This window comes from Pleionea sp. WD8-19 (assembly GCF_055326765.1).
The window spans coordinates 38,461-56,542 of sequence record NZ_JBUZOU010000013.1 but is presented as its reverse complement, the minus strand read 5'-3'; the positions used below and the strand labels follow the sequence as shown (position 1 = coordinate 56,542).

The following is an 18,082-nucleotide window of genomic DNA, read 5'->3' as shown; positions in this document are numbered from 1 at the left end:
TTACTTAATAAAACGCACCGAATAAATTGGCGGCAAGTAGTTCGTCAAGCACACCCAACTGTCACCTTGATCCTGACTGAGCCATAAATTACCCGTAGTGGAGCCCATTAACAATCGATGGCCACTTTGGTCAATATCCAAAGCGTGACGAAACACCACATCGAAACAATTGCTTTGAGGAAGCCCTTCCGAGAGTTGTTCGAAAGTTTCGCCGCCATCGCGGGTGCGATTGACTACTAATTTGCCATCAACAGGAATACGGCATTCGTCTTTTACCCCGGGAACAAACCAGGCACTTTTGGGATCGTCAGGATGCACGGCTACAGCAAATCCGAAATTGGAAGGCTTTACATTTTCAATTTCCTGCCAACTTTTTGAACCGTCAGTAGAATGAAAAATACCATTATGGTGTTGTACCCATAAATGATCAGGCGCTGTTGGACACTGCACCATACGGTGTGGATCTTGAATTAAAGGGTCGAACTGTTGTTCCGGAGGCATATAAGCGGCGCGCATTCCTTTGGATAAGTTCTCCCAGTTTTCTCCGTGATCCCGAGTTCCCCAAACGCCGGCACAGGAAACCGCTATAAGTACCTGCTTTGAATCGTTGGGATGCACAGAAATGGAATGAATGCCTGCCTCATCGAATCCGCCGCCAAACCATTCTTGTTGTTGCTTAAACTTCCAAAGCGGTTCATTCAATCGCCAACTTTCACCCCCATCTTCCGAATAAAATAAACCGCCAGGAATGGTGCCTGCCCAAAGCTTATCGTTTTGCCCTGATTCAGCAAATTCCATGGACCATATGAGTTTTAAACTGGCACCTTTTTCTTTGTCTTTATCTTCTGGGTAACTCGGTGCGTTCACTTCTTGCCAACTGCGACCGGCATCGTTGGACCGATGCAATTTAACGCCGAAGTGACCGTGGTCAAGCGCAGCATACCAGGTAGTGTGAGCGGCTGAGGCCAACGTCATGGTTACCGGAACTCCAGCGAACTCAACAGGCAGTAAAGATAAGTGATCGGTCAGTTGATATAAGCCTTTACGAGTTGCAATAAGAGCCAGTGTATTCATCAAATTTCTCCCTTAGCCGCCTGATAATGCTTGCATCACGAATATTTCGGAGTCTTCCTTCACTGAGTCGGTGAGATTAGTTCGGTCGCTTATTGTTTGACCGTCTACAGCGATCAACATATGCTTGCGCAGCCTCCCTTGGTCGTCTAAGACATAACTTTTCAGGGCCGGATTCGCTAGAAATACCTCGTTTAAAGCGTCGATTACCCTTAACCCTTTTACTTGAAGTGACGGGCAATCAATATGGCGTTTTAAATTCTCGGTGAAGACAACGATTGGCATTGAAACTAAGCCACTTTTAATAAACGATTGCTTGAGCAGTAAGCATAGTAGCCGCTAAGATTCTCTTCCTCTGTTTTCTGTGTAAAAATGTTTGCGAAATTAATAAATATACCAATTGGAGATAACGTGTCGGAAAATATTCCAAATCAGTCACCAGACGAGTCTCGTGAAAACAAAGAATTGATGCTGGAGCTCGATTTACCAAAGTCTGTTTCTGCAGTACGAGGTTTCGAATGGCTTGTTGAAGGATTTAGATATTTCGCTAAATCACCTGGTCCTTGGATAATCACATTATTTATTGGCCTTGCAATTTTTTTGGGAAGTGGGCTAGTTCCAGTAATAGGGCAATTATTTTTATCGATAACTTCACTTGTTTGGGTGGCTGGTTTAATTTTAGGCTGTAAGGCTCAATATGAAGGTGGGGAGTTTTCGGTTAGTTACTTGTTCGAGGGGTTTAAGTCCAATATTTCGGTTTTAATTCTTTTATCTATCATATCTTCAATAATTGGTTCGTTAGTATCTTATATCGCATTTTATGAATTAAGTGAAAAGCTTTATGCTCCGGGATTAAAGTCGGAAGAACTCATTAAACTAATTCAGGATCCAGCATTTATAAAAGCTGTCATTTTCGCAGTTTTATCAATGATACCGGTCAATATGGCAACAATATTTGCTCCTGCATTAATAGCCATTCATAGAGTTTCAATATTTAAAGCTGTTCAATATAGTTTTTTAGGTTGCTTAAGAAACATACCTGCTTTTTCTATTTTTTTTGTGGTTATGTCTGTATTGAGTGTATTTGCAACAATGCCAATATTTCTTGGATGGATTATTTTATTTCCAACATACATAGCTGCAATTTTTGTAGCGTATAAAGATATTTTTACAAAATCACATGTGGTAAATAATACCCTGATTGTTTAGAGTTGTTTCTTTTTTACCGTAGCCTGGGAATAACGCAAGACTCCCCGGTTTTCGAGCCGTACATTTTCAAATAAACGATTTTATTCACTGGTAAAGTTAAGGAACGCAATGAAAATTAAATTAATGTTCACGATGATTCTTTTCTCTCTTTCTGTTCATGCGAGTGCGAATCAAGAATCACTAGAAGCGAACAAAAAACTTGTAACAGATTTTTACACCGAAGTATTGTTTCACCGTCATGCCGAGGCTATTGATGACTATATCGGCGATAAATACATACAACACAATCCAAATGTAGCCGACGGTAAAGAAGCTTTACGCGCCTTGATTAAGCGTCTTCCTAAAAGAAAAGAAGCTTCCGGTGAAATTGTTCGTGTTGTTGCAGAAGGAGATTTGGTCGTACTGCATGTAAAAAATTACAACTGGCCACAACCCAGAGGTGGCGCCATTGTTGATATTTTTCGCGTGGAAAATGGAAAAATTGTTGAACACTGGGATGTGATCCAGGCCATTCCTGAAACTTCGAAAAACGAAAACACGATGTTTTAAACTTTCGAGAAAGCTTGTTGAAAGGCGGGTTTCGACCGTATGGATGTAGGAGGAAGTGCACCAGATGTCGGCGCTTTAGGTGATACGGAATCAGATGTCGAGCGATAGCGTAACCCACCTTTTTAATATTATTGGTTACTTATAAAAAAGTGATTTTCATTGCCTTTAAAAAGCGCTAAAGCACCATTCCTGCATACTGATAGCCAATGTAGATTAAAATGCCATTAAAGCATAGGCAACTGATCAATAAGTTCAGCCATAGAGCGTCTCTGGATTTATACCAAGTAAAGATACATCCGAGAACTTGTGATATTCCCACTAAAATCATAACCCAGGCCGCCGCAGCCACCAGTTTTTGCCAATGAGTCACAAGAATCGCGATTTGCACCAAAGCCATTGCTAACAGATACCAGCGGCTGATATCGGGACGGCCTTTTAAGGTAAATAATACAATTGGAGAGGACAACAGTAATACCGGGACTACTAAAATGCTGAAGAGGAGAAAGATTTCCATTTGTTTTTAAGTCTATGATTTTATTGACGCAAAATTGTGGACTGGATCTGGGCTGCATTCAAGTAAAATCAAACTTAAAAAAATTTTGGGTTTATACGAAATAAAATCAGCGATCAGTCGTTATACCCCTAAACAGGCGTAAACAATGAGACATCAGGTGTTCAATCAGTACATACAACAACATTCACAAAGCGCATTCGCAATGGCATTTCAAATGCTACGTTGCCGTGACGACGCCCACGATGCTCTTCAGGATGCCTGCTACTCGTTGTTGAAGCTAAGCCAGCTGCCAGACGACTCCAATCAGTTTCGGATGCTGTTGTTTAAAGTGGTACGCAATAAGGTGATCGATCGCATTCGTGCACAAAAGTTCCGAAAAGCCGAGCCAATTAATGAGCAAACCCTGGCTTCGAATAGTGAAGATGACCCGCAAGAGTTATGGCAGGCTAAGCAAGCGCGAGCTCGATTGCATAAGGCGCTAGCAAAGCTTTCCGAAGAGCACAGAGATATTATCTTGTTAAAAGACTGGCAAAGTTTCAGCTACGCAGAAATTGCTAACATACTCGAAGTGGAGGTGGGTACGGTCATGTCTCGATTGCATCGCGCCCGGTTGGCGCTGCGAAAACTTATGACAGAAGACGAAGGTGAATGAACATGAGTCTTAATTGTGAACAGGTTGCCGAGCAAATTAGCGGATACTTAGATGGCGAACTAACCCAGCAGCAATCGCAACTGGTGCATCTGCATCTTGAGCAGTGCAATGATTGCCGTAAGGTGTATAACGACTTGAAAGCCATGCAGCATCAAGTTGCGCAGCTGGAGGTGCAAACCATGAGTGAAAAAGAGTTACAGCAGCTGATGTCGGATAAGCCGGCACGTGGTATGCAATGGATTGGATGGGTGCTACTCATTATCGGGCTATCCATCATTGTTGGCTTTGTGGCTTATCAGTTCTTTGTTCAAGATACAACGGAACTGTGGTTAAAGCTGACCATTAGCGCCATTTACGGTGGCATTGCCTTTTTGTTTTTAACGGTATTACGACAACGACTGATCGCAAGAAAAACCGATCGCTATAAAGGAGTGGATCTATGAGTCATATTTTAGTGGTAACCGGGGACGATATTCCGGGGAAAAAAATTGTCAGTACTTTAGGGCTGGTTCGAGGTAATACCATACGAGCAAGGCACCTCGGCCGCGACATTATGGCAGGGTTACGAGGCTTGGTTGGAGGCGAAGTGCATGAATACACCAAGTTGTTGGCTGAAAGTCGAGAACAAGCCTTAGATCGTATGGTAGAAGAAGCCAAGCGAATGGGTGCAGATGCCGTCGTCTGTACCCGGTTTAGCACGAGTCTAATGGCGCAGGGGGCAGCAGAGCTGCTCGCCTATGGAACGGCCGTTAAATTAGCGGACCACTAAGGCTTTTTCAGCGAACGCTGAAAATGTCATCGATCGACTTAAGCAGGACGTTCCAATCGTCCTGTTTTTGTTTCGATGAGTGATAACACAAGTAAACTTCACGGCTCATTGACGGCGAATCCACAACGGGATGTAATGGGTATTTGTTAGACTCGACCAAGGTTGTAGGTAAAAAGGCACTGCCTCCCAATTGAGTGAGGTAGTCAGCTGCCATTAACCAGTCACTCGCGTGTAATCGCGGCGAACGGATTTTCGGGAGTGCTCGAGCATGTAAAGCTGAAAAACTTTGTCCCCAATCCACCAGCACGTAACGATCGTCACTGATCTGTCCGAAGTTTTGATCTTTCTCGGAGCTGTAAAGTTTAAGCTCAATGTCTAACAATTTACGGCAATTGATTTCATCCACTTTAGACGGATCAAAGGAAAAACCAATATCGACAGTGTGCTCCTGCAATCGACGCAGTATCGTTTGACTGTCAAGTGACTCAGCGCGGGCGTGCAGGTTGGGATTTTGTTGCAATAACTGCAACGGCAACGTTGATAATCGAGCTTCCCAAACCGACTGTGGCGCAGCCATAACCAGTTGTACCCCTGAATCGGGTAGGGAGACTTCTTGCATGGCTTGTGTCCAATTATTTAGCATAAGTTCAGCATGGGGAATGAGTCGCTCCCCTTGAGGGGTAAGCTGAATATTATTGCGATACCGTTGGAATAGTGATACGCCCAATATATCTTCCAGCTGCTTAATTCTAGAACTGACCGCAGACTGCGTTAAATAAAGATTTTCAGCCGTTTTACCGAAGTGTCGCGTCTTGTTCAATTCCAAAAACGTTCTCAGCAGACTGATGTCTAGGTTATACACTTTTATTTCTCGACAGGAGTTAAAAAATTCGTTTTATCTTATATCAGTCCTCATCCAATATTCCAACCGATTCCTTTTATATTACGGAGAGAGAAACTGAATGAAATCGTTAAAATCAATCACTGTCATCTTTTGTTCACTTCTTGCGCTTAATCTACAGGCAGAAGATGTGGTAGAAGTGAAACAGGTATGCAGTTCGGCGGCTGATGTGTTGGGGTTAGCCGATCCTGCTCATAGCCGTTTGGTGATTCAATGTGATGACCGATTGAATGGAAGCATGTTCCATCACACCGATGTACTGACTTATGATGATGCTCAACGAATCGAAGAAAGCTGTTCCGAAGAAGCGTTAAATGTCGAAGAAGACAAGTTCGATCAAGTGTACGAACAATGCTTGATTAATCAGGCTATTAAAACACTGTCTGAGCAGGCAGCATAGAGTTTATTCATCTAAAATAAATAAACTTAAAGCTATCGCAAACATTGATTGTATCGATAGATATTTTTTGTTAAACATTGAGCGATTTTTTTGGTAAAAGTCGCTCAAATTGATCAGCAAGAAGGTACTGGCCATGCAATCAAGAGACTACTTTCTCAGCAAGCGTTATTTTGATGACCGACATTTTCCTTACGGGTTTGCGCGCTCCGGTGATTTTACTATTTCCGAAGTGAATCATTTGGAAAAATTTGGGTTGTTGTTTAAGGCGTTGAGTGAAGGTCAGGTCGCTGACCCCACCGCGGAAGACGAGCGCTTTATTCAAGTTTTGCGAGGTGAGGTTGCTGCGGAATCCGTTGGCGAGAAAGCCTGGTTGAAATACTTGAAACGTTGTAATCGTTCGCCTGTCTGGTTAACCACACGCCGAGCTGCGAATGATATGGACGATGATTTCGATAGCGACAGTGACGAATCTGTCGGCGACGATTTTGAAGACGCGCTCGAAGCTTAAAGCTGTTGCCGTCTAATGAAAGGAGCGCTGGTTGCCGCTCCTTTCATTATTGTCCGAGTACGTATTCTTTTTCTGGGTCTACCAATAAGCGACCTGACATCGCTTCTCGCCCCAACAGCATCAGGTAGGTCATTCCTGAGCGATCGGTTAATGTCAATTCAATAGTCCATTCGTCATCACCCATTTGAATTGGCGTATCAATTACATAACGGTGTTCCTTTAGAGCATTAGAGCTTTTTATGGTTCGAATGTCTTTTACTTTAGCCTCACGACGTACAATATAATCGACGTTGTGATAATCCGGATGGATGTCGAAGCTTACCCAAAGTTTGTTGTTTTTTTTAAATTCCTGCAGGTTGTCAACGTGAAGAGATGACGTTTTTGCTCCGGTATCTACACGCACATGCAACCCGGTAATTTCAAGTTCCGGTAGGTTGCATAACTCGGTCATTCCGACAATCTGCTTTTTGTGTTGCTTACTCACATGATTGCTCTCTTAGCAGGCCTGCGATCAGGCATTTAGGACGTTTAATCATCTATTGGTACCAGATTATCTTGTAGCTGCTCAATGCTTTCAACCACATCATCCGGACGACGAAAATAGGCAATGTGGTATATGGCTTCACCTTCGTGTACCAGAGGAATATTCTGCTTACCAATAATGATGCCATCGGCATTACTTTTTACTTCATCAATCACTTCACCAAAAGGATCTTTAATCGTGGCAAGCACTTCTCCTTTGGTGACCATATCGCCTAGCTGATGCTTATGAAACACAAAGCCACTCTCCGGGGCTCGTACCCAGCCGCTTTCGCGAGCGACAAAGGGCTCTATCGGTGGTTTTTTAGAGATACGCTTTGCCAGCATGCCAAGCTGACGCATGACATTAATTATACCGCGGTAACCTGCTCGTATACTTAATTCATCAAACCTAAGGGCTTCACCCGCTTCGTACAATAAGATTTTGATGCCTTTTTCACTGGCACTTTGACGAAGCGAGCCATCTCGCAGGTTGGAATTGATAAGCACCGGAACACCAAAGGACTTTGCCAGCTCTAAGGTTTTTTGATCGTCCAGGTTGGCGCGAATTTGTGGTAGGTTGCTGCGATGTAAAGCGCCAGTGTGAAGATCGATACCATACTGGCACTTACTGACAATTTCGTTCATAAATATAAAGGCTATTCGACTGGCCAAAGAGCCTTTGCGTGTACCGGGAAATGTGCGGTTTAAGTCACGTCGGTCAGGTAAATAACGGCTGTGATTTAATACGCCGTAAGCGTTAACAAGTGGTACGGCGATCAAAGTGCCTTTCAGATTTTTTAGGCTTTTGCTTTTTATCAATCGACCAATAATTTCAACGCCATTCAGTTCATCACCGTGTATGGCGGCACTGACAAAAAAAGTCGGCCCGCTTTTTCGGCCACGTTTAACATAAACTGGCAGAAACATACTGGTGTCGGTGTATAGTCGTCCTATCGGGAGCTCTATTTTTCGAGATTCACCCGGTAGAATTGTTTCTTCACCAATGATCAGTTCAGATGCCACGAAAGAGGTTATCCTTTGCCTTTGGTACGGGTTTTGTTGGGTTTGGCTTCTTTAACGATAAAGTCGAATACCATTTTAGCAACGTCTTTTTTTGTTGCTGCTTCAATGCCCTCGAGCCCTGGAGAAGAATTGACTTCCATCACAACCGGCCCGTTATTTGAGCGGAGAATGTCTACACCAGCCATATTCAAGCCCATAATTCTTGCCGCATCAACCGCTGTTTTTCGTTCGGCGGGTGACAATTTTACCAGTTCAGCAGTACCACCGCGGTGCAAATTAGAACGAAATTCTCCAGGCGCGGCTTGACGCTTCATCGCAGCAACCACTTTCCCCCCAATCACCAGACAACGAATATCAGCACCACCGGCTTCTTTAATGTATTCCTGCACCAAAATGTTGGCTTTTAAACCCATAAAGGCCTCAATAATACTTTCGGCTGTCTTTTTGGTTTCTGCTAACACTACGCCTATGCCCTGAGTGCCTTCGAGCAGTTTAATCACAACGGGCGCGCCGCCAATGTTTTTCAGTAAATCGTCGATTTTATCCGGGTAATGGGCATACCCTGTTCGAGGCAAGCCTATACCTTTACGGGATAATAATTGCAGCGAACGTAATTTGTCGCGTGAGCGGCTAATCGCGACGGATTCGTTCACGCAAAACGTACCCATCATTTCAAACTGACGAACGACCGCAGTACCATAAAACGTGATGGACGCGCCAATACGAGGGATCACAGCATCGTATTTGGGGAGTGGCTCACCCATGTAACGAACCGATGGTCGGCTGCTGGTAATGTCCATATAGCAGTGCAGCGTGTCAATGATATCTACTTGATGTCCGACTGCCTCTCCGGCTTCTTTTAATCGTTTAGTAGAGTACAGAGACTTATTGCGAGATAGTATGGCTACTCTCATAAGTTATCGTGGCCTTGTTGTGTTAATTCGTAAGACATAGAGCCTGTTTATCTTTCATTTATCATCACTGTTGTGTCTAAAATTTTGTCAGTCTAGTGATGCGGCATCCCGACGTGAGGAGCGCGGTTTGGTCGTTCCAAATATTCGACGAACAAAGCTTCCGCATCCTGCTCACGCCCCTTACCTGCATCCATGTAGGCAACAACGAGTGGCGGAATTTTAGACACAACCCGAAGGGCTGGGGCTATTTTTCCGTCCAGCCGCGTTGTCGGTCGTGTTAATAGGATAACTATTAACCACTAGCTCCGCCTTGCTGGACGAAAAAATAGCCCCAGCAGTGACGATAAATGAAAGATAAACAGGCTCTAGTCGCGAAAATTATCGAACTGAAAAGGTTGCCCCAAATCTTGCTCGCGTACCAATGCCATTATGGACTGCAGGTCATCGCGCTTTTTTCCTGTAACCCGCACTTTTTCTCCCTGAATGGAAGGCTGCACTTTGATTTTAGAATCTTTGATTAATTTAACAAGTTTTTTGGCGGTTTCTTTATCGATCCCTTGTATGAATGAAACGGTTTTAAAATAGGTTTTTCCTGAATGTTGCATATCACCGGTTTTGAGTGAGCGCGGATCGATATTACGTTTGGTACAATTGTTGCGCAAAATGTCCATCATTTGTTGTACCTGAAAGTCGCTCTCTGAACTGGCTTTTACTGCATCATCTTTCAATTCAAAACTGGCTTCTACATTTTTAAAATCGTAACGTGTCGCTAACTCTCTGTTGGCATTATCGACTGCATTACGGATTTCAGTAACTTCTACTTCGGTGACTATATCAAACGAAGGCATGTGACGGGTTTCCTGTTTTTTTATCGTCGTTTCACCATATTATCATAAAAACCGTTTCGAGTAGCCTGTTTCCGGCGGCGAGTTTAAAATTCTCAAGGAGCTTAGAACTTGGATCTTAGCGCTCGAATTATCTCAAGTAATATGTCAGACTCTGGCCATTAAATTACCAAAAAACTGGAAATTGCTTTATGAAAAATACATTGATTTACTCTGCGATTTGTTCGGTACTATTATTATCGGCGTGTGATCGAACGAAATCCGATAATCCAAGTTCGACGCCTACACCGCCAACAACAGAAGTATCCGAGAATGTCGCTGAAAATGTTGCTGAGCAATCGTTAGCAGAACTGTACCTTGAAGCGAAACAAATTTTATTTCAATTTCGTCAAATGTCGGCAACTTTATACGGCTTAAATCAGGACGATGTGGGTCAATTGGTGAATAATCAATTAGAAAATTACTCACCAGACAGTGAGTCGCAACTTCGAAAAAGACTCGCACAACTGTCGCAAAAAATTAAAGATTACCCTGCAGATACACTCACACCGGAAGCGCGTGAAACACAACAGGTTATGGCGAATATTTGTCGATATTTTTCTGGCCATCCGGATTTTTCCATAGGCTACATTGACACTTGGATGGGATTGTCTCCTTTTATCGTGAATCAAATTAACGGGCCATTAATTGATACCCCTCGCACCATGCAAAGCGATCAAAAAGTTGAAAACGAACAAGACGCTTTAATCTATATTGAACGTTTAGCGCAATTTGATCAGTTTGTTCATTCGATAGAGCAAAAATTTACGAGTGATGCCAAGCGAAACTGGATTGCGCCAAAGGTGATTTTAAACGGAGCCATTCGTTACTTCGATAATTTTTTAAAGCCTGAACCTGCGAAACATCCTTTGGTTGTTAGTTTTGAGGAGAAGCTTGATAAAATTGATGGCCTTACACAAGATAAAAAGCAAGCGTTAATTTCTGAAGCTCAACGTCAAGTTGAAGAAGTGGTTTATCCTGCCTATCGCTCTATTGCTAATCAAACAAAAGCGATGCTTGATAAAGCACCTGATGATCACGGTATTTGGGCACAACCGAATGGTGCCGTTTATTATCAAGATGCCATTCGTCAATTAGGTGACAGTCATTTAACAGCAGAGCAGATTCATAAAATTGGATTGGACGAAGTGTCGCGAATCAGCCAATCGATGGATCAAATATTGAAAGCGCAAGGTTATAGCAAAGGCAGTGTCGGGGAGCGCATGAATCGCTTATCGGATGAGGCACGTTTTGTTTACGAAGACAGTAAAGCCGGTCGAGAGGCATTATTGAAAGATATAAACGGCTACATCGATGAAATGAATGAAAAAATGGCACCTTGGTTTAAAACGAAACCGCCATATCAAGTAGAAGTAAGAGCGTTTCCGGTGGAAATTCAAGACGGTGCTCCTGGCGGGCAATACACTCCGCCTGCCGTCGATGGAAGCAAGCCAGGTATTTACTGGATCAATTTACGAGATATGAAAGCCAACCCGACGTTTTCATTAAAAACATTGACCTATCATGAGGCAAATCCTGGTCATCATTGGCAAATCTCGTTAAATATGGCGCAAGAAGACTTACCGTTTTTACGTCGTATCGCACCTTATAATGCTTATGTTGAAGGTTGGGCATTATATTCTGAACTTACCGCTAAAGAACTTGGTTTGTATAAAGACGATCCATTCAGCGACTTAGGACGATTGCAGGCCGAATTATTCCGGGCAGTACGCTTGGTTGTTGATACTGGTTTGCATCATAAGCGTTGGACGCGTGAGCAAGCCATTGAGTATATGGCGAAAACAACGGGTTCAGCAGAGTCGGATGTGGTGTCAGAAATTGAACGATATATGGCGTGGCCAGGACAAGCTCTGGGTTATAAACTCGGAATGTTAAAAATCGTAGAGCTTCGCGAAAAAGCGCAAAAAGTATTAGGAGACAAATTTGATATTGCAGCGTTTCACGATTTGGTTTTACTCGGAGGTGCTGTACCGATGACGGTACTGGAAGCAAAAGTTAAACGTTGGATGAATGGGCAAACCCTTTAGTCCATTTTAAATGATAATAGGCAGAATAAGTTTCGAGTTCAGCTCGTCTCTTATTCTGCTTTTTCTTTTCTTGTAAGTGGCTGAAGCTGATAGCCGCCGAGATTAGCGTCGAAATACACAAAGCAGCATTGATTTCGACCGTTTCCTTTGGCTCGATATAATGCGAGATCGGCTTGTTTAAAAAGCTCATCCGGCAGACCTGGTTTAAACGCATTAATTCTACGAGAAACACTGCCAATGCTTACCGTTAAGTGAAGTGTTTTTTGTTCGTGTGAGATGGGCGTGTTTTCAACCATAGAGCGGATGCGTTCAGCAACTTGTTGCGCTCCTCCTAAATCCGTTCCTGGCAATATTACGCTGAACTCTTCACCTCCAAACCTCGCGCAAACATCGGTTGTTCGAGGGAGTGCGTTTTTTAATGTTTTGGCTAATTGTTGTAAGCACAAATCACCCACATCGTGTCCGTGATTATCGTTAATTTGTTTAAAGTGATCGCAGTCGATCAGCATAACGGTTAACAATTCGTGATTGCGTGATGACAAATGACAAAATTCATTGAGCTTCTCGTCAAAGTAGCGGCGATTTTCAAGCTGGGTTAACGCATCAGTACGGCTTTGTTTTTCGAGCAGTAATTTGTTTTCAAGCAATCGCCAGTAATCACCTTTCTGTCCGTGCGCCATATAGAGTACGTAGAACGTGTAGACAATGAGCAGAATAAAAAGAAACCACTGCTCGGTATAAACGGTTGCCGTAATGGCCGGTATCATCACGGAAAGGACAAAGGTTATACCCAGTTTTAAATCCGGAGCAAAGTTATAAAGGCCACCTGGTACAATGCCTGCTGAACTGAAGGTCATTAATAAAACGAAGGTATTGTTAGGGTGCATTAATGCGTAACCGAGTAGGCAGCCCCATAAAAGGGAATGAGGAAAAAGGAGAAATCGTAGTTGCGTAATCCATTTTACGGCGTTTTCTTGCGCAATACGTTTTAAGGATTTTAGGTGAAAAGCTCTAACCAAGGTGATAACTAAAAGTACAAGAAAAACAGACCAGAAAAATACTGGTTGTGTGTTGTGTAAATTACTGCCAAGTCCAACGATCATCCAGATAAGTGGATAAATAAAGACCCCTGCAAACATACGTGCAGCTAAATCACGCGCAACGCGATATTTTACTTCGGTGGATTCGAGGTCGATGTTAGCGTCCTGTTGTCTGAAGAGTTATACAATTATAGACGTAAATTATCCTATTTTAATTTTACACTCGGTGTTCGAGACTTCTTTATACATTGTATGCTCAATACTTTATGCAAACGTTTTTCGGCTCTGTAAAAAATTTCATTGCTTCGTAACCGCCTTCTCGTCCCACGCCGGATGCTTTCATGCCGCCAAACGGTGTGCGTAAATCGCGCAATAACCAGGCGTTGATCCAGACGATTCCAAAGTCGAGATGTTTGGCTAACTTGTGGCAACGCTGTAAGTTGTTGCTCCATACGGATGTCGCTAAACCGTAGCTTGTACCATTGGCTAATTGCAATGCTTCGTCGTCATTGTCGAACGGTTGCAGTGTACACACTGGGCCAAATATTTCTTCTTGGTTCGTACGACAATTCAGCGGTAAGCCTTCGAATACGGTGGGTGCAACAAAATAACCGTTTTCGCAGCGACCAGTAAGTTTAACTTGTTCACCACCGGTAAGGAGTTGGCCACCTTCTTGCTTGGCTAAATCGATATAGGAAAGTACTTTGCGCATATGTGCTTCAGAAACCAGTGCACCGTGTTGAGTTTCTTTTTCCAGCGGATCGCCGATGGCCAGTTGTTTCACCCGTTCAACAAAGGCTTGTTTGAATTTATCGTAAATGGGGCGTTCAATATAAATACGTGAACCACATAAACAGATTTGTCCTTGATTTGAAAAAGCAGCTCGTACCACTTCGTTAACGGTATGATCGAAGTCGCAATCGGCAAACACTAACGTCGGATTTTTCCCGCCCAGTTCCAGCGATAACTTTTTAAACATGGGTGCCGCAGTGGCTGCTAATTGTTTGCCGGTTGCTGTACCTCCGGTAAAGCTGATGGCTTTAATGTCGGGGTGCTCGACAATCTGTTGGCCGATTTGTCGGCCACTGCCATGCAAAATATTGAGCACGCCAGGAGGTAAACCTGCTTCGTGGCAAATTTTCGCGAACAAGTAAGCTGTCATTGGCGTTACTTCTGAGGGTTTTGCGATCACGGTATTGCCTGCCGCTAGTGCGGGAGCAACTTTCCAAGTAAAGAGGTACAGAGGAAAGTTCCAGGGCGATATAGTACCTACTACACCTATGGGATCGCGCAACGTGTAATTCACGGCGAGTGAACCCATGCTATGACTTTCACTGGCAAACTGGGTACAGGCGTTGGCGAAAAAACGAATATTGGCAGAAGCTCGATAGCTGTCTACCGCTTTGGCAAAAGTGACTGGCTTGCCGTTGTCGATGGCTTCGGCACGTGCCAGCTCGTCGCTGGCTGCTTCTACCGCATCGGCAATTTTCATCAAAATTCGTGCACGATCTTCTAGTGATGTGGCTGCCCACTTGGGAAACGCGTCTTTCGCCGCTGATACGGCGCGAGCTAAATCGTCTTCGTTCGATTCCGGAATTTGGGAGTAGACTTTGCCCGTTGCCGGTTCGACATTATCGAGATATTCGCCGCTGGCAGGAGCACAAAACTCGCCGTTGATGTAGTTTTCTATGATTTGCATGGTCTATTCGTCATGTTTAAGTTTTTTCGAAACTCGAAACTCGAAACTCGAAACTCGAAACTCGAAACTCGAAACTCGAAACTCGAAACTCGAAACTCGAAACTCGAAACTCTCGTTAAAGGCAAGTGGTACGACCGCCATCTACCGGTAAATTCACACCCGTAATATAAGCTGCGGCCGGCGATGCAAGAAATCCTACCGCGTTGGCAAACTCTTCGGCTTCACCAAATCGACGCAGGGGAATGATCGATTTTTCCATCGCTTCAACTTCTTTAATGGTTTTACCCAACTTGTTGGCTTTGTTTTGGATGATCGCTTCCAGCCTTACGGTATTGGTTGCACCGGGCAACACATTGTTTACAGTGATATTAAATGGGCCTAATTCGTTTGCCAGCGTTTTTGCCCAATTAGCGACTGCGCCACGTACCGTATTTGAAACGCCGAGGTTGGGTAAAGGCTGTTTAACGGAAGTTGAAATCACATTTATGATTCGGCCATAACCTGTACTTTTCATTGCCGGGATCAAGCGCTGAGCGATGTTTTGATTGTTAATTAAGTGCTGTTTAAATGCAGCTAAAAAAGCATCGGCATTGGCTTCGTGTGCTGGGCCCGGTGCCGGTCCGCCGGTATTATTGATTGCGATGTGAAACTCCGGCACTACTGTGAGATGCTCATCCAAAGCGCGAGCCACGTAATCCGGATCACTAAAATCGGCACAAATGGCAAAATGCTCCTGCCCTTGGCTGGTGTCTAATTCAGTTTTCACTTGTTTGAGCTTCTCAAGGTTTCGGGCAAATAACGTGATGTTAGCCCCTTGTTTGGCCAACTGAATAGCAATGGCCTTACCAATGCCCTGACTGCTGCCGCACACCAGAGCGTTTTTACCGTTTAAGTTGAGATTCATCATCGTTTTTCTTTGGTTGATCTTGGAATGCTTGGTATTTTGGAGCAATGAGGAATAGAAATCCAGTTGGAATCTGTTGTAAGGCTTTCACAATGATATTACGCGATCTGATCATGTTTGGGTTTACATCCATTAAGGCGTTTAGCAACAAAGGTTAAAGTGGCGCATTAATTCATATGGGATTTTTGGTCTCGTAGTAGCAACTGTGTTTATTACGCCTATCGTACACTTGATAGTGTGACCGTTCCTTATCTAATAGAGAAATGGGGAATAACTAGAGGTAGTAACAAAGAAAGTCAAATAATAATTATCCAAGCTCTTTGGCATGTCCTCGAGCAAGGATTCGGTAGAATGTGGATATGGATAAATTGGATATCTATAACATTAATTGGTATTGGAATGTATTTAGAAAAACATGCACTTTGGATTACTGTTCCTGCTATTGTTTTAGGGCCAGCCACTATAGTTACGACGAGAATAGATGCAACTTTTCAGGACGGCTCTACAATGATGATAGGGAACATAGCAGTATCGGAATACTTTTCAATTTCAACATTTATTTGGTTTGTTATTTGCGGTATTTATCTATTTATTTCTGCTAACCAAAAAATCCAGATGATGCGAAGAACGCAAAGATGATTAACGCGTTTTGACTCACTTGTATGCTCTGTATTTATTTTTTTTGATTGCACTTATGGTATTGAAATTTGATATTTATTGGGCTTAAATACATTAGATAGCGTGGTTTAGGCATGAGTCACACCGCGCTATAATGAGCGAAAGAAAACTAGTAGAGCATTTTAAGGCGAATTGTTATTTTAGTGCGAGTATTTTCTGGTCAGGACGAAACCAGAAATTATTGATTTTAAATTATGGATGCTTTATTGATCACGGGAAAGATTACGGATTTGTAGCGTCAATTATAAACATTGTATTTTCTTATGAAAAAATTCCTTTATATTTTTATACCTGTTATTGCCTTTGTTGGGGTGATGACTCAAGTTGATGATAATTTGAGCGAAGAGGCCACAAGCCTTATTAATCGAGTGAATACTCAAGGAACGAGTGAGTCATACCTTTTCCTCAGTGGGATATTTGCAGCAGATGAAGATGATCCGATTCGTGTTGGTAGAGAACTGTTAGAGAAGTATGAAAAACTGGAAGATGAGTCGTCAAATGACTTTTCAGGTTACCCAGAATCTAAAAAATTGCTTATGCCAACAGGGGATGCGTTTTGTAGGGCTTGGGAAAATGACTGTCTAGAGTACCTATTTTCTTCTCAGTTCGATATTGAACACTTAACGACAGAACACAGTTTGCTAATTACTCGATCAAATCGATTTCTTGAATTTAATGAGTACAAAACGCTAATTAAGCCGACGTTTCAAGAGCGTTACCCTTCTTACCAATATATTGCTGCTGCCGAGCGAATAAAAGTACTGAATGCAATATCAACCTATAAAAAGGGAGATGCGAAAGAAGCTATTCATTCTTTATCTCTTCAATTTTCCAAACTAAGAAGAACAATGGGGTTGCAGGATAATCTAATAGGCAAATTGGTTTTACTTATGAAATTATCGGAAATTATCGATGTTATGAGCATCATTCTTTTTAATTCTGATACCCAATCCGAAAGGATACCGAGCTTAAGTCAATCGGAGAAAAGCTTTTACATGATTGCGGCAAGAGAATTTGGAATGTCTTACTACGTTTTTAAGAGCCTGGATAAACATCCAGAGTTCTTTGAAATAGGCGGGAATTTTCCCGGTTGGATTACACGAATTGTGTATAAACCGAACATGACCCTAAATTCGGTTGCGCCTATATACCACATGTTAGAGCAACAGGCACGGTTAACGCCTTCTGCTTTTGCAAAGCAGATCGAAGCTCGGGATAGCATCACACTTAGTACGTCAAAGCTTAGAAACTATGCAGGCGGCGTGTTAATAGCTGATACGCCTAGGTATGAAAAGTATGTCGCTAGATTCAACGACTTTGACGCTAAACTGGCGCTTTTTAATCAGGTTCATCATTTAAAGCTTAAGTCTGAGAACTTGAAGAACCCCTATTATGGGGATGAAGTGCCTAAGGAAGCTAACGGTAACTTGTGTTTAAGTGGTCCATTAGAAGATAAAAGATCATTACGGTGCCTGAGAGTAAAGTTAAGCGGAGAACGTTAATACAGTCACAAAAAGCCTATTTATTGATTAAAATGAGTATTTTGATGAAAGCATTCAACATTTTTTTTGCCGTGTTTCTCAAAGAAAGTCAAGCGTTCGGATAGAAGGTAACCTATTTCATATTAAAATTTAATTACTCCAAACATTAATGCACATTCGCGGGAATAGTTTTTTTGATGGGTTGCGCTGCGCTTCACCGCATCCTACGAGTTGGAAAGGAACGACTTTTTACTGTGGGTTTGTTTAACTGTAGTGTATTAAGCTATTGTTGTGTTTTATAAAAATGAACGGTCGC

Annotated in this window: 20 protein-coding genes; 10 read left to right on the top strand and 10 right to left on the bottom strand. The window is 42.8% G+C overall.

Translation table 11 applies throughout. The features are described 5' to 3' along the window. Positions 1-1,074, bottom strand: coding sequence for a WD40/YVTN/BNR-like repeat-containing protein (locus ACTUJY_RS14930; RefSeq protein ID WP_463616911.1), 1,074 nt, complete (start codon positions 1,072-1,074; stop codon positions 1-3). Between the two features lie 408 nt (positions 1,075-1,482). Between ACTUJY_RS14930 and ACTUJY_RS14925 the strand changes: the two genes are divergently transcribed. Then, on the top strand, positions 1,483-2,280 hold the full coding sequence (locus ACTUJY_RS14925; protein ID WP_463616910.1) for a BPSS1780 family membrane protein: 798 nt from the start codon (positions 1,483-1,485) through the stop codon (positions 2,278-2,280). Positions 2,281-2,388: 108 nt separating this feature from the next. Then, entirely contained in the window at positions 2,389-2,829 is a 441-nt protein-coding gene (locus ACTUJY_RS14920) for a nuclear transport factor 2 family protein (RefSeq protein WP_463616909.1), read from the top strand. Between the two features lie 175 nt (positions 2,830-3,004). On the opposite strand, the gene ACTUJY_RS14915 is transcribed toward ACTUJY_RS14920, so the two are convergent. Beyond that, positions 3,005-3,295, bottom strand: a complete 291-nt coding sequence (locus ACTUJY_RS14915) for a hypothetical protein (RefSeq protein WP_463616908.1) — start codon at positions 3,293-3,295, stop codon at positions 3,005-3,007. A 193-nt stretch (positions 3,296-3,488) separates the two neighbouring features. Here ACTUJY_RS14915 and ACTUJY_RS14910 point away from each other — a divergent pair, with 193 nt between their 5' ends. The 3 genes from ACTUJY_RS14910 to ACTUJY_RS14900 are packed head-to-tail and all read left to right on the top strand — an operon-like array spanning position 3,489 to position 4,764. Continuing rightward, positions 3,489-3,995, top strand: a complete 507-nt coding sequence (locus ACTUJY_RS14910) for an RNA polymerase sigma factor (RefSeq protein ID WP_463616907.1) — start codon at positions 3,489-3,491, stop codon at positions 3,993-3,995. A 2-nt stretch (positions 3,996-3,997) separates the two neighbouring features. Beyond that, positions 3,998-4,438 carry an anti-sigma factor family protein gene (locus ACTUJY_RS14905; RefSeq protein WP_463616906.1) on the top strand — a complete coding sequence of 147 codons (441 nt, stop codon included), beginning with the start codon at positions 3,998-4,000 and terminating at the stop codon, positions 4,436-4,438. After that, entirely contained in the window at positions 4,435-4,764 is a 330-nt protein-coding gene (locus tag ACTUJY_RS14900; RefSeq protein WP_463616905.1) for a YbjQ family protein, read from the top strand. The genes ACTUJY_RS14905 and ACTUJY_RS14900 overlap by 4 nt, the downstream gene beginning before the upstream one ends. Before the next feature lie 7 nt (positions 4,765-4,771). Here ACTUJY_RS14900 and ACTUJY_RS14895 read toward each other — a convergent pair whose 3' ends face one another. Beyond that, positions 4,772-5,626 (bottom strand): LysR family transcriptional regulator, encoded by an 855-nt coding sequence (locus tag ACTUJY_RS14895; protein WP_463616904.1) that lies wholly within the window; start codon positions 5,624-5,626, stop codon positions 4,772-4,774. Between the two features lie 100 nt (positions 5,627-5,726). On the opposite strand from ACTUJY_RS14895, the gene ACTUJY_RS14890 reads away from it, so the two are divergent. Together ACTUJY_RS14890 and ACTUJY_RS14885 are read left to right on the top strand one after the other, a co-directional pair. Next, entirely contained in the window at positions 5,727-6,065 is a 339-nt protein-coding gene (locus tag ACTUJY_RS14890; RefSeq protein WP_463616903.1) for a hypothetical protein, read from the top strand. Between the two features lie 133 nt (positions 6,066-6,198). Beyond that, positions 6,199-6,573, top strand: coding sequence for a MaoP family protein (locus tag ACTUJY_RS14885; RefSeq protein WP_463616902.1), 375 nt, complete (start codon positions 6,199-6,201; stop codon positions 6,571-6,573). A 46-nt stretch (positions 6,574-6,619) separates the two neighbouring features. Here the strand turns inward: ACTUJY_RS14885 and ACTUJY_RS14880 are convergent, their stop codons facing one another. The 4 genes from ACTUJY_RS14880 to ACTUJY_RS14865 form a co-directional block, all read right to left on the bottom strand. Further along, positions 6,620-7,057, bottom strand: coding sequence for an ATP-dependent zinc protease family protein (locus ACTUJY_RS14880; protein ID WP_463616901.1), 438 nt, complete (start codon positions 7,055-7,057; stop codon positions 6,620-6,622). A gap of 44 nt (positions 7,058-7,101) precedes the next feature. Further along, positions 7,102-8,118 (bottom strand): succinylglutamate desuccinylase/aspartoacylase family protein, encoded by a 1,017-nt coding sequence (locus tag ACTUJY_RS14875; protein ID WP_463616900.1) that lies wholly within the window; start codon positions 8,116-8,118, stop codon positions 7,102-7,104. 8 nt (positions 8,119-8,126) lie between these two features. Next, positions 8,127-9,032 carry a 30S ribosomal protein S6--L-glutamate ligase gene (gene rimK / locus ACTUJY_RS14870; protein ID WP_463616899.1) on the bottom strand — a complete coding sequence of 302 codons (906 nt, stop codon included), beginning with the start codon at positions 9,030-9,032 and terminating at the stop codon, positions 8,127-8,129. 365 nt (positions 9,033-9,397) lie between these two features. Further along, positions 9,398-9,880 (bottom strand): YajQ family cyclic di-GMP-binding protein, encoded by a 483-nt coding sequence (locus ACTUJY_RS14865; protein ID WP_463616898.1) that lies wholly within the window; start codon positions 9,878-9,880, stop codon positions 9,398-9,400. Positions 9,881-10,068: 188 nt separating this feature from the next. Between ACTUJY_RS14865 and ACTUJY_RS14860 the strand changes: the two genes are divergently transcribed. Further along, positions 10,069-11,964, top strand: coding sequence for a DUF885 domain-containing protein (locus tag ACTUJY_RS14860; RefSeq protein ID WP_463616897.1), 1,896 nt, complete (start codon positions 10,069-10,071; stop codon positions 11,962-11,964). Between the two features lie 50 nt (positions 11,965-12,014). Here ACTUJY_RS14860 and ACTUJY_RS14855 read toward each other — a convergent pair whose 3' ends face one another. The 3 genes from ACTUJY_RS14855 to ACTUJY_RS14845 form a co-directional block, all read right to left on the bottom strand. Then, positions 12,015-13,103 (bottom strand): GGDEF domain-containing protein, encoded by a 1,089-nt coding sequence (locus ACTUJY_RS14855; RefSeq protein ID WP_463616896.1) that lies wholly within the window; start codon positions 13,101-13,103, stop codon positions 12,015-12,017. A gap of 157 nt (positions 13,104-13,260) precedes the next feature. Next, positions 13,261-14,703, bottom strand: a complete 1,443-nt coding sequence (locus ACTUJY_RS14850; protein WP_463616895.1) for an aldehyde dehydrogenase — start codon at positions 14,701-14,703, stop codon at positions 13,261-13,263. Between the two features lie 115 nt (positions 14,704-14,818). Then, on the bottom strand, positions 14,819-15,610 hold the full coding sequence (locus ACTUJY_RS14845; RefSeq protein WP_463616894.1) for an SDR family oxidoreductase: 792 nt from the start codon (positions 15,608-15,610) through the stop codon (positions 14,819-14,821). A 348-nt stretch (positions 15,611-15,958) separates the two neighbouring features. Here ACTUJY_RS14845 and ACTUJY_RS14840 point away from each other — a divergent pair, with 348 nt between their 5' ends. Both ACTUJY_RS14840 and ACTUJY_RS14835 read left to right on the top strand, forming a co-directional pair. Continuing rightward, on the top strand, positions 15,959-16,246 hold the full coding sequence (locus ACTUJY_RS14840) for a hypothetical protein (protein ID WP_463616893.1): 288 nt from the start codon (positions 15,959-15,961) through the stop codon (positions 16,244-16,246). A 302-nt stretch (positions 16,247-16,548) separates the two neighbouring features. Continuing rightward, a complete protein-coding gene (locus tag ACTUJY_RS14835; RefSeq protein WP_463616892.1) occupies positions 16,549-17,787 on the top strand; it encodes a hypothetical protein in 1,239 nt (412 codons plus the stop codon). The last annotated feature ends 295 nt before the right edge of the window (positions 17,788-18,082 follow it).

Bases quoted from the DNA above. Each gene is read 5' to 3' on its own strand.
- ACTUJY_RS14930 (WP_463616911.1), bottom strand. From the start codon at position 1,074: ATGAATACACTGGCTCTTATTGCAACTCGTAAAGGCTTATATCAACTG.
- ACTUJY_RS14920 (WP_463616909.1), top strand. From the start codon at position 2,389: ATGAAAATTAAATTAATGTTCACGATGATTCTTTTCTCTCTTTCTGTT.
- ACTUJY_RS14910 (WP_463616907.1), top strand. From the start codon at position 3,489: ATGAGACATCAGGTGTTCAATCAGTACATACAACAACATTCACAAAGC.
- ACTUJY_RS14905 (WP_463616906.1), top strand. From the start codon at position 3,998: ATGAGTCTTAATTGTGAACAGGTTGCCGAGCAAATTAGCGGATACTTA.
- ACTUJY_RS14900 (WP_463616905.1), top strand. From the start codon at position 4,435: ATGAGTCATATTTTAGTGGTAACCGGGGACGATATTCCGGGGAAAAAA.
- ACTUJY_RS14890 (WP_463616903.1), top strand. From the start codon at position 5,727: ATGAAATCGTTAAAATCAATCACTGTCATCTTTTGTTCACTTCTTGCG.
- ACTUJY_RS14885 (WP_463616902.1), top strand. From the start codon at position 6,199: ATGCAATCAAGAGACTACTTTCTCAGCAAGCGTTATTTTGATGACCGA.
- rimK (WP_463616899.1), bottom strand. From the start codon at position 9,032: ATGAGAGTAGCCATACTATCTCGCAATAAGTCTCTGTACTCTACTAAA.
- ACTUJY_RS14865 (WP_463616898.1), bottom strand. From the start codon at position 9,880: ATGCCTTCGTTTGATATAGTCACCGAAGTAGAAGTTACTGAAATCCGT.
- ACTUJY_RS14860 (WP_463616897.1), top strand. From the start codon at position 10,069: ATGAAAAATACATTGATTTACTCTGCGATTTGTTCGGTACTATTATTA.
- ACTUJY_RS14855 (WP_463616896.1), bottom strand. From the start codon at position 13,103: ATGTTTGCAGGGGTCTTTATTTATCCACTTATCTGGATGATCGTTGGA.
- ACTUJY_RS14850 (WP_463616895.1), bottom strand. From the start codon at position 14,703: ATGCAAATCATAGAAAACTACATCAACGGCGAGTTTTGTGCTCCTGCC.
- ACTUJY_RS14845 (WP_463616894.1), bottom strand. From the start codon at position 15,610: ATGATGAATCTCAACTTAAACGGTAAAAACGCTCTGGTGTGCGGCAGC.
- ACTUJY_RS14840 (WP_463616893.1), top strand. From the start codon at position 15,959: ATGTGGATATGGATAAATTGGATATCTATAACATTAATTGGTATTGGA.
- ACTUJY_RS14835 (WP_463616892.1), top strand. From the start codon at position 16,549: ATGAAAAAATTCCTTTATATTTTTATACCTGTTATTGCCTTTGTTGGG.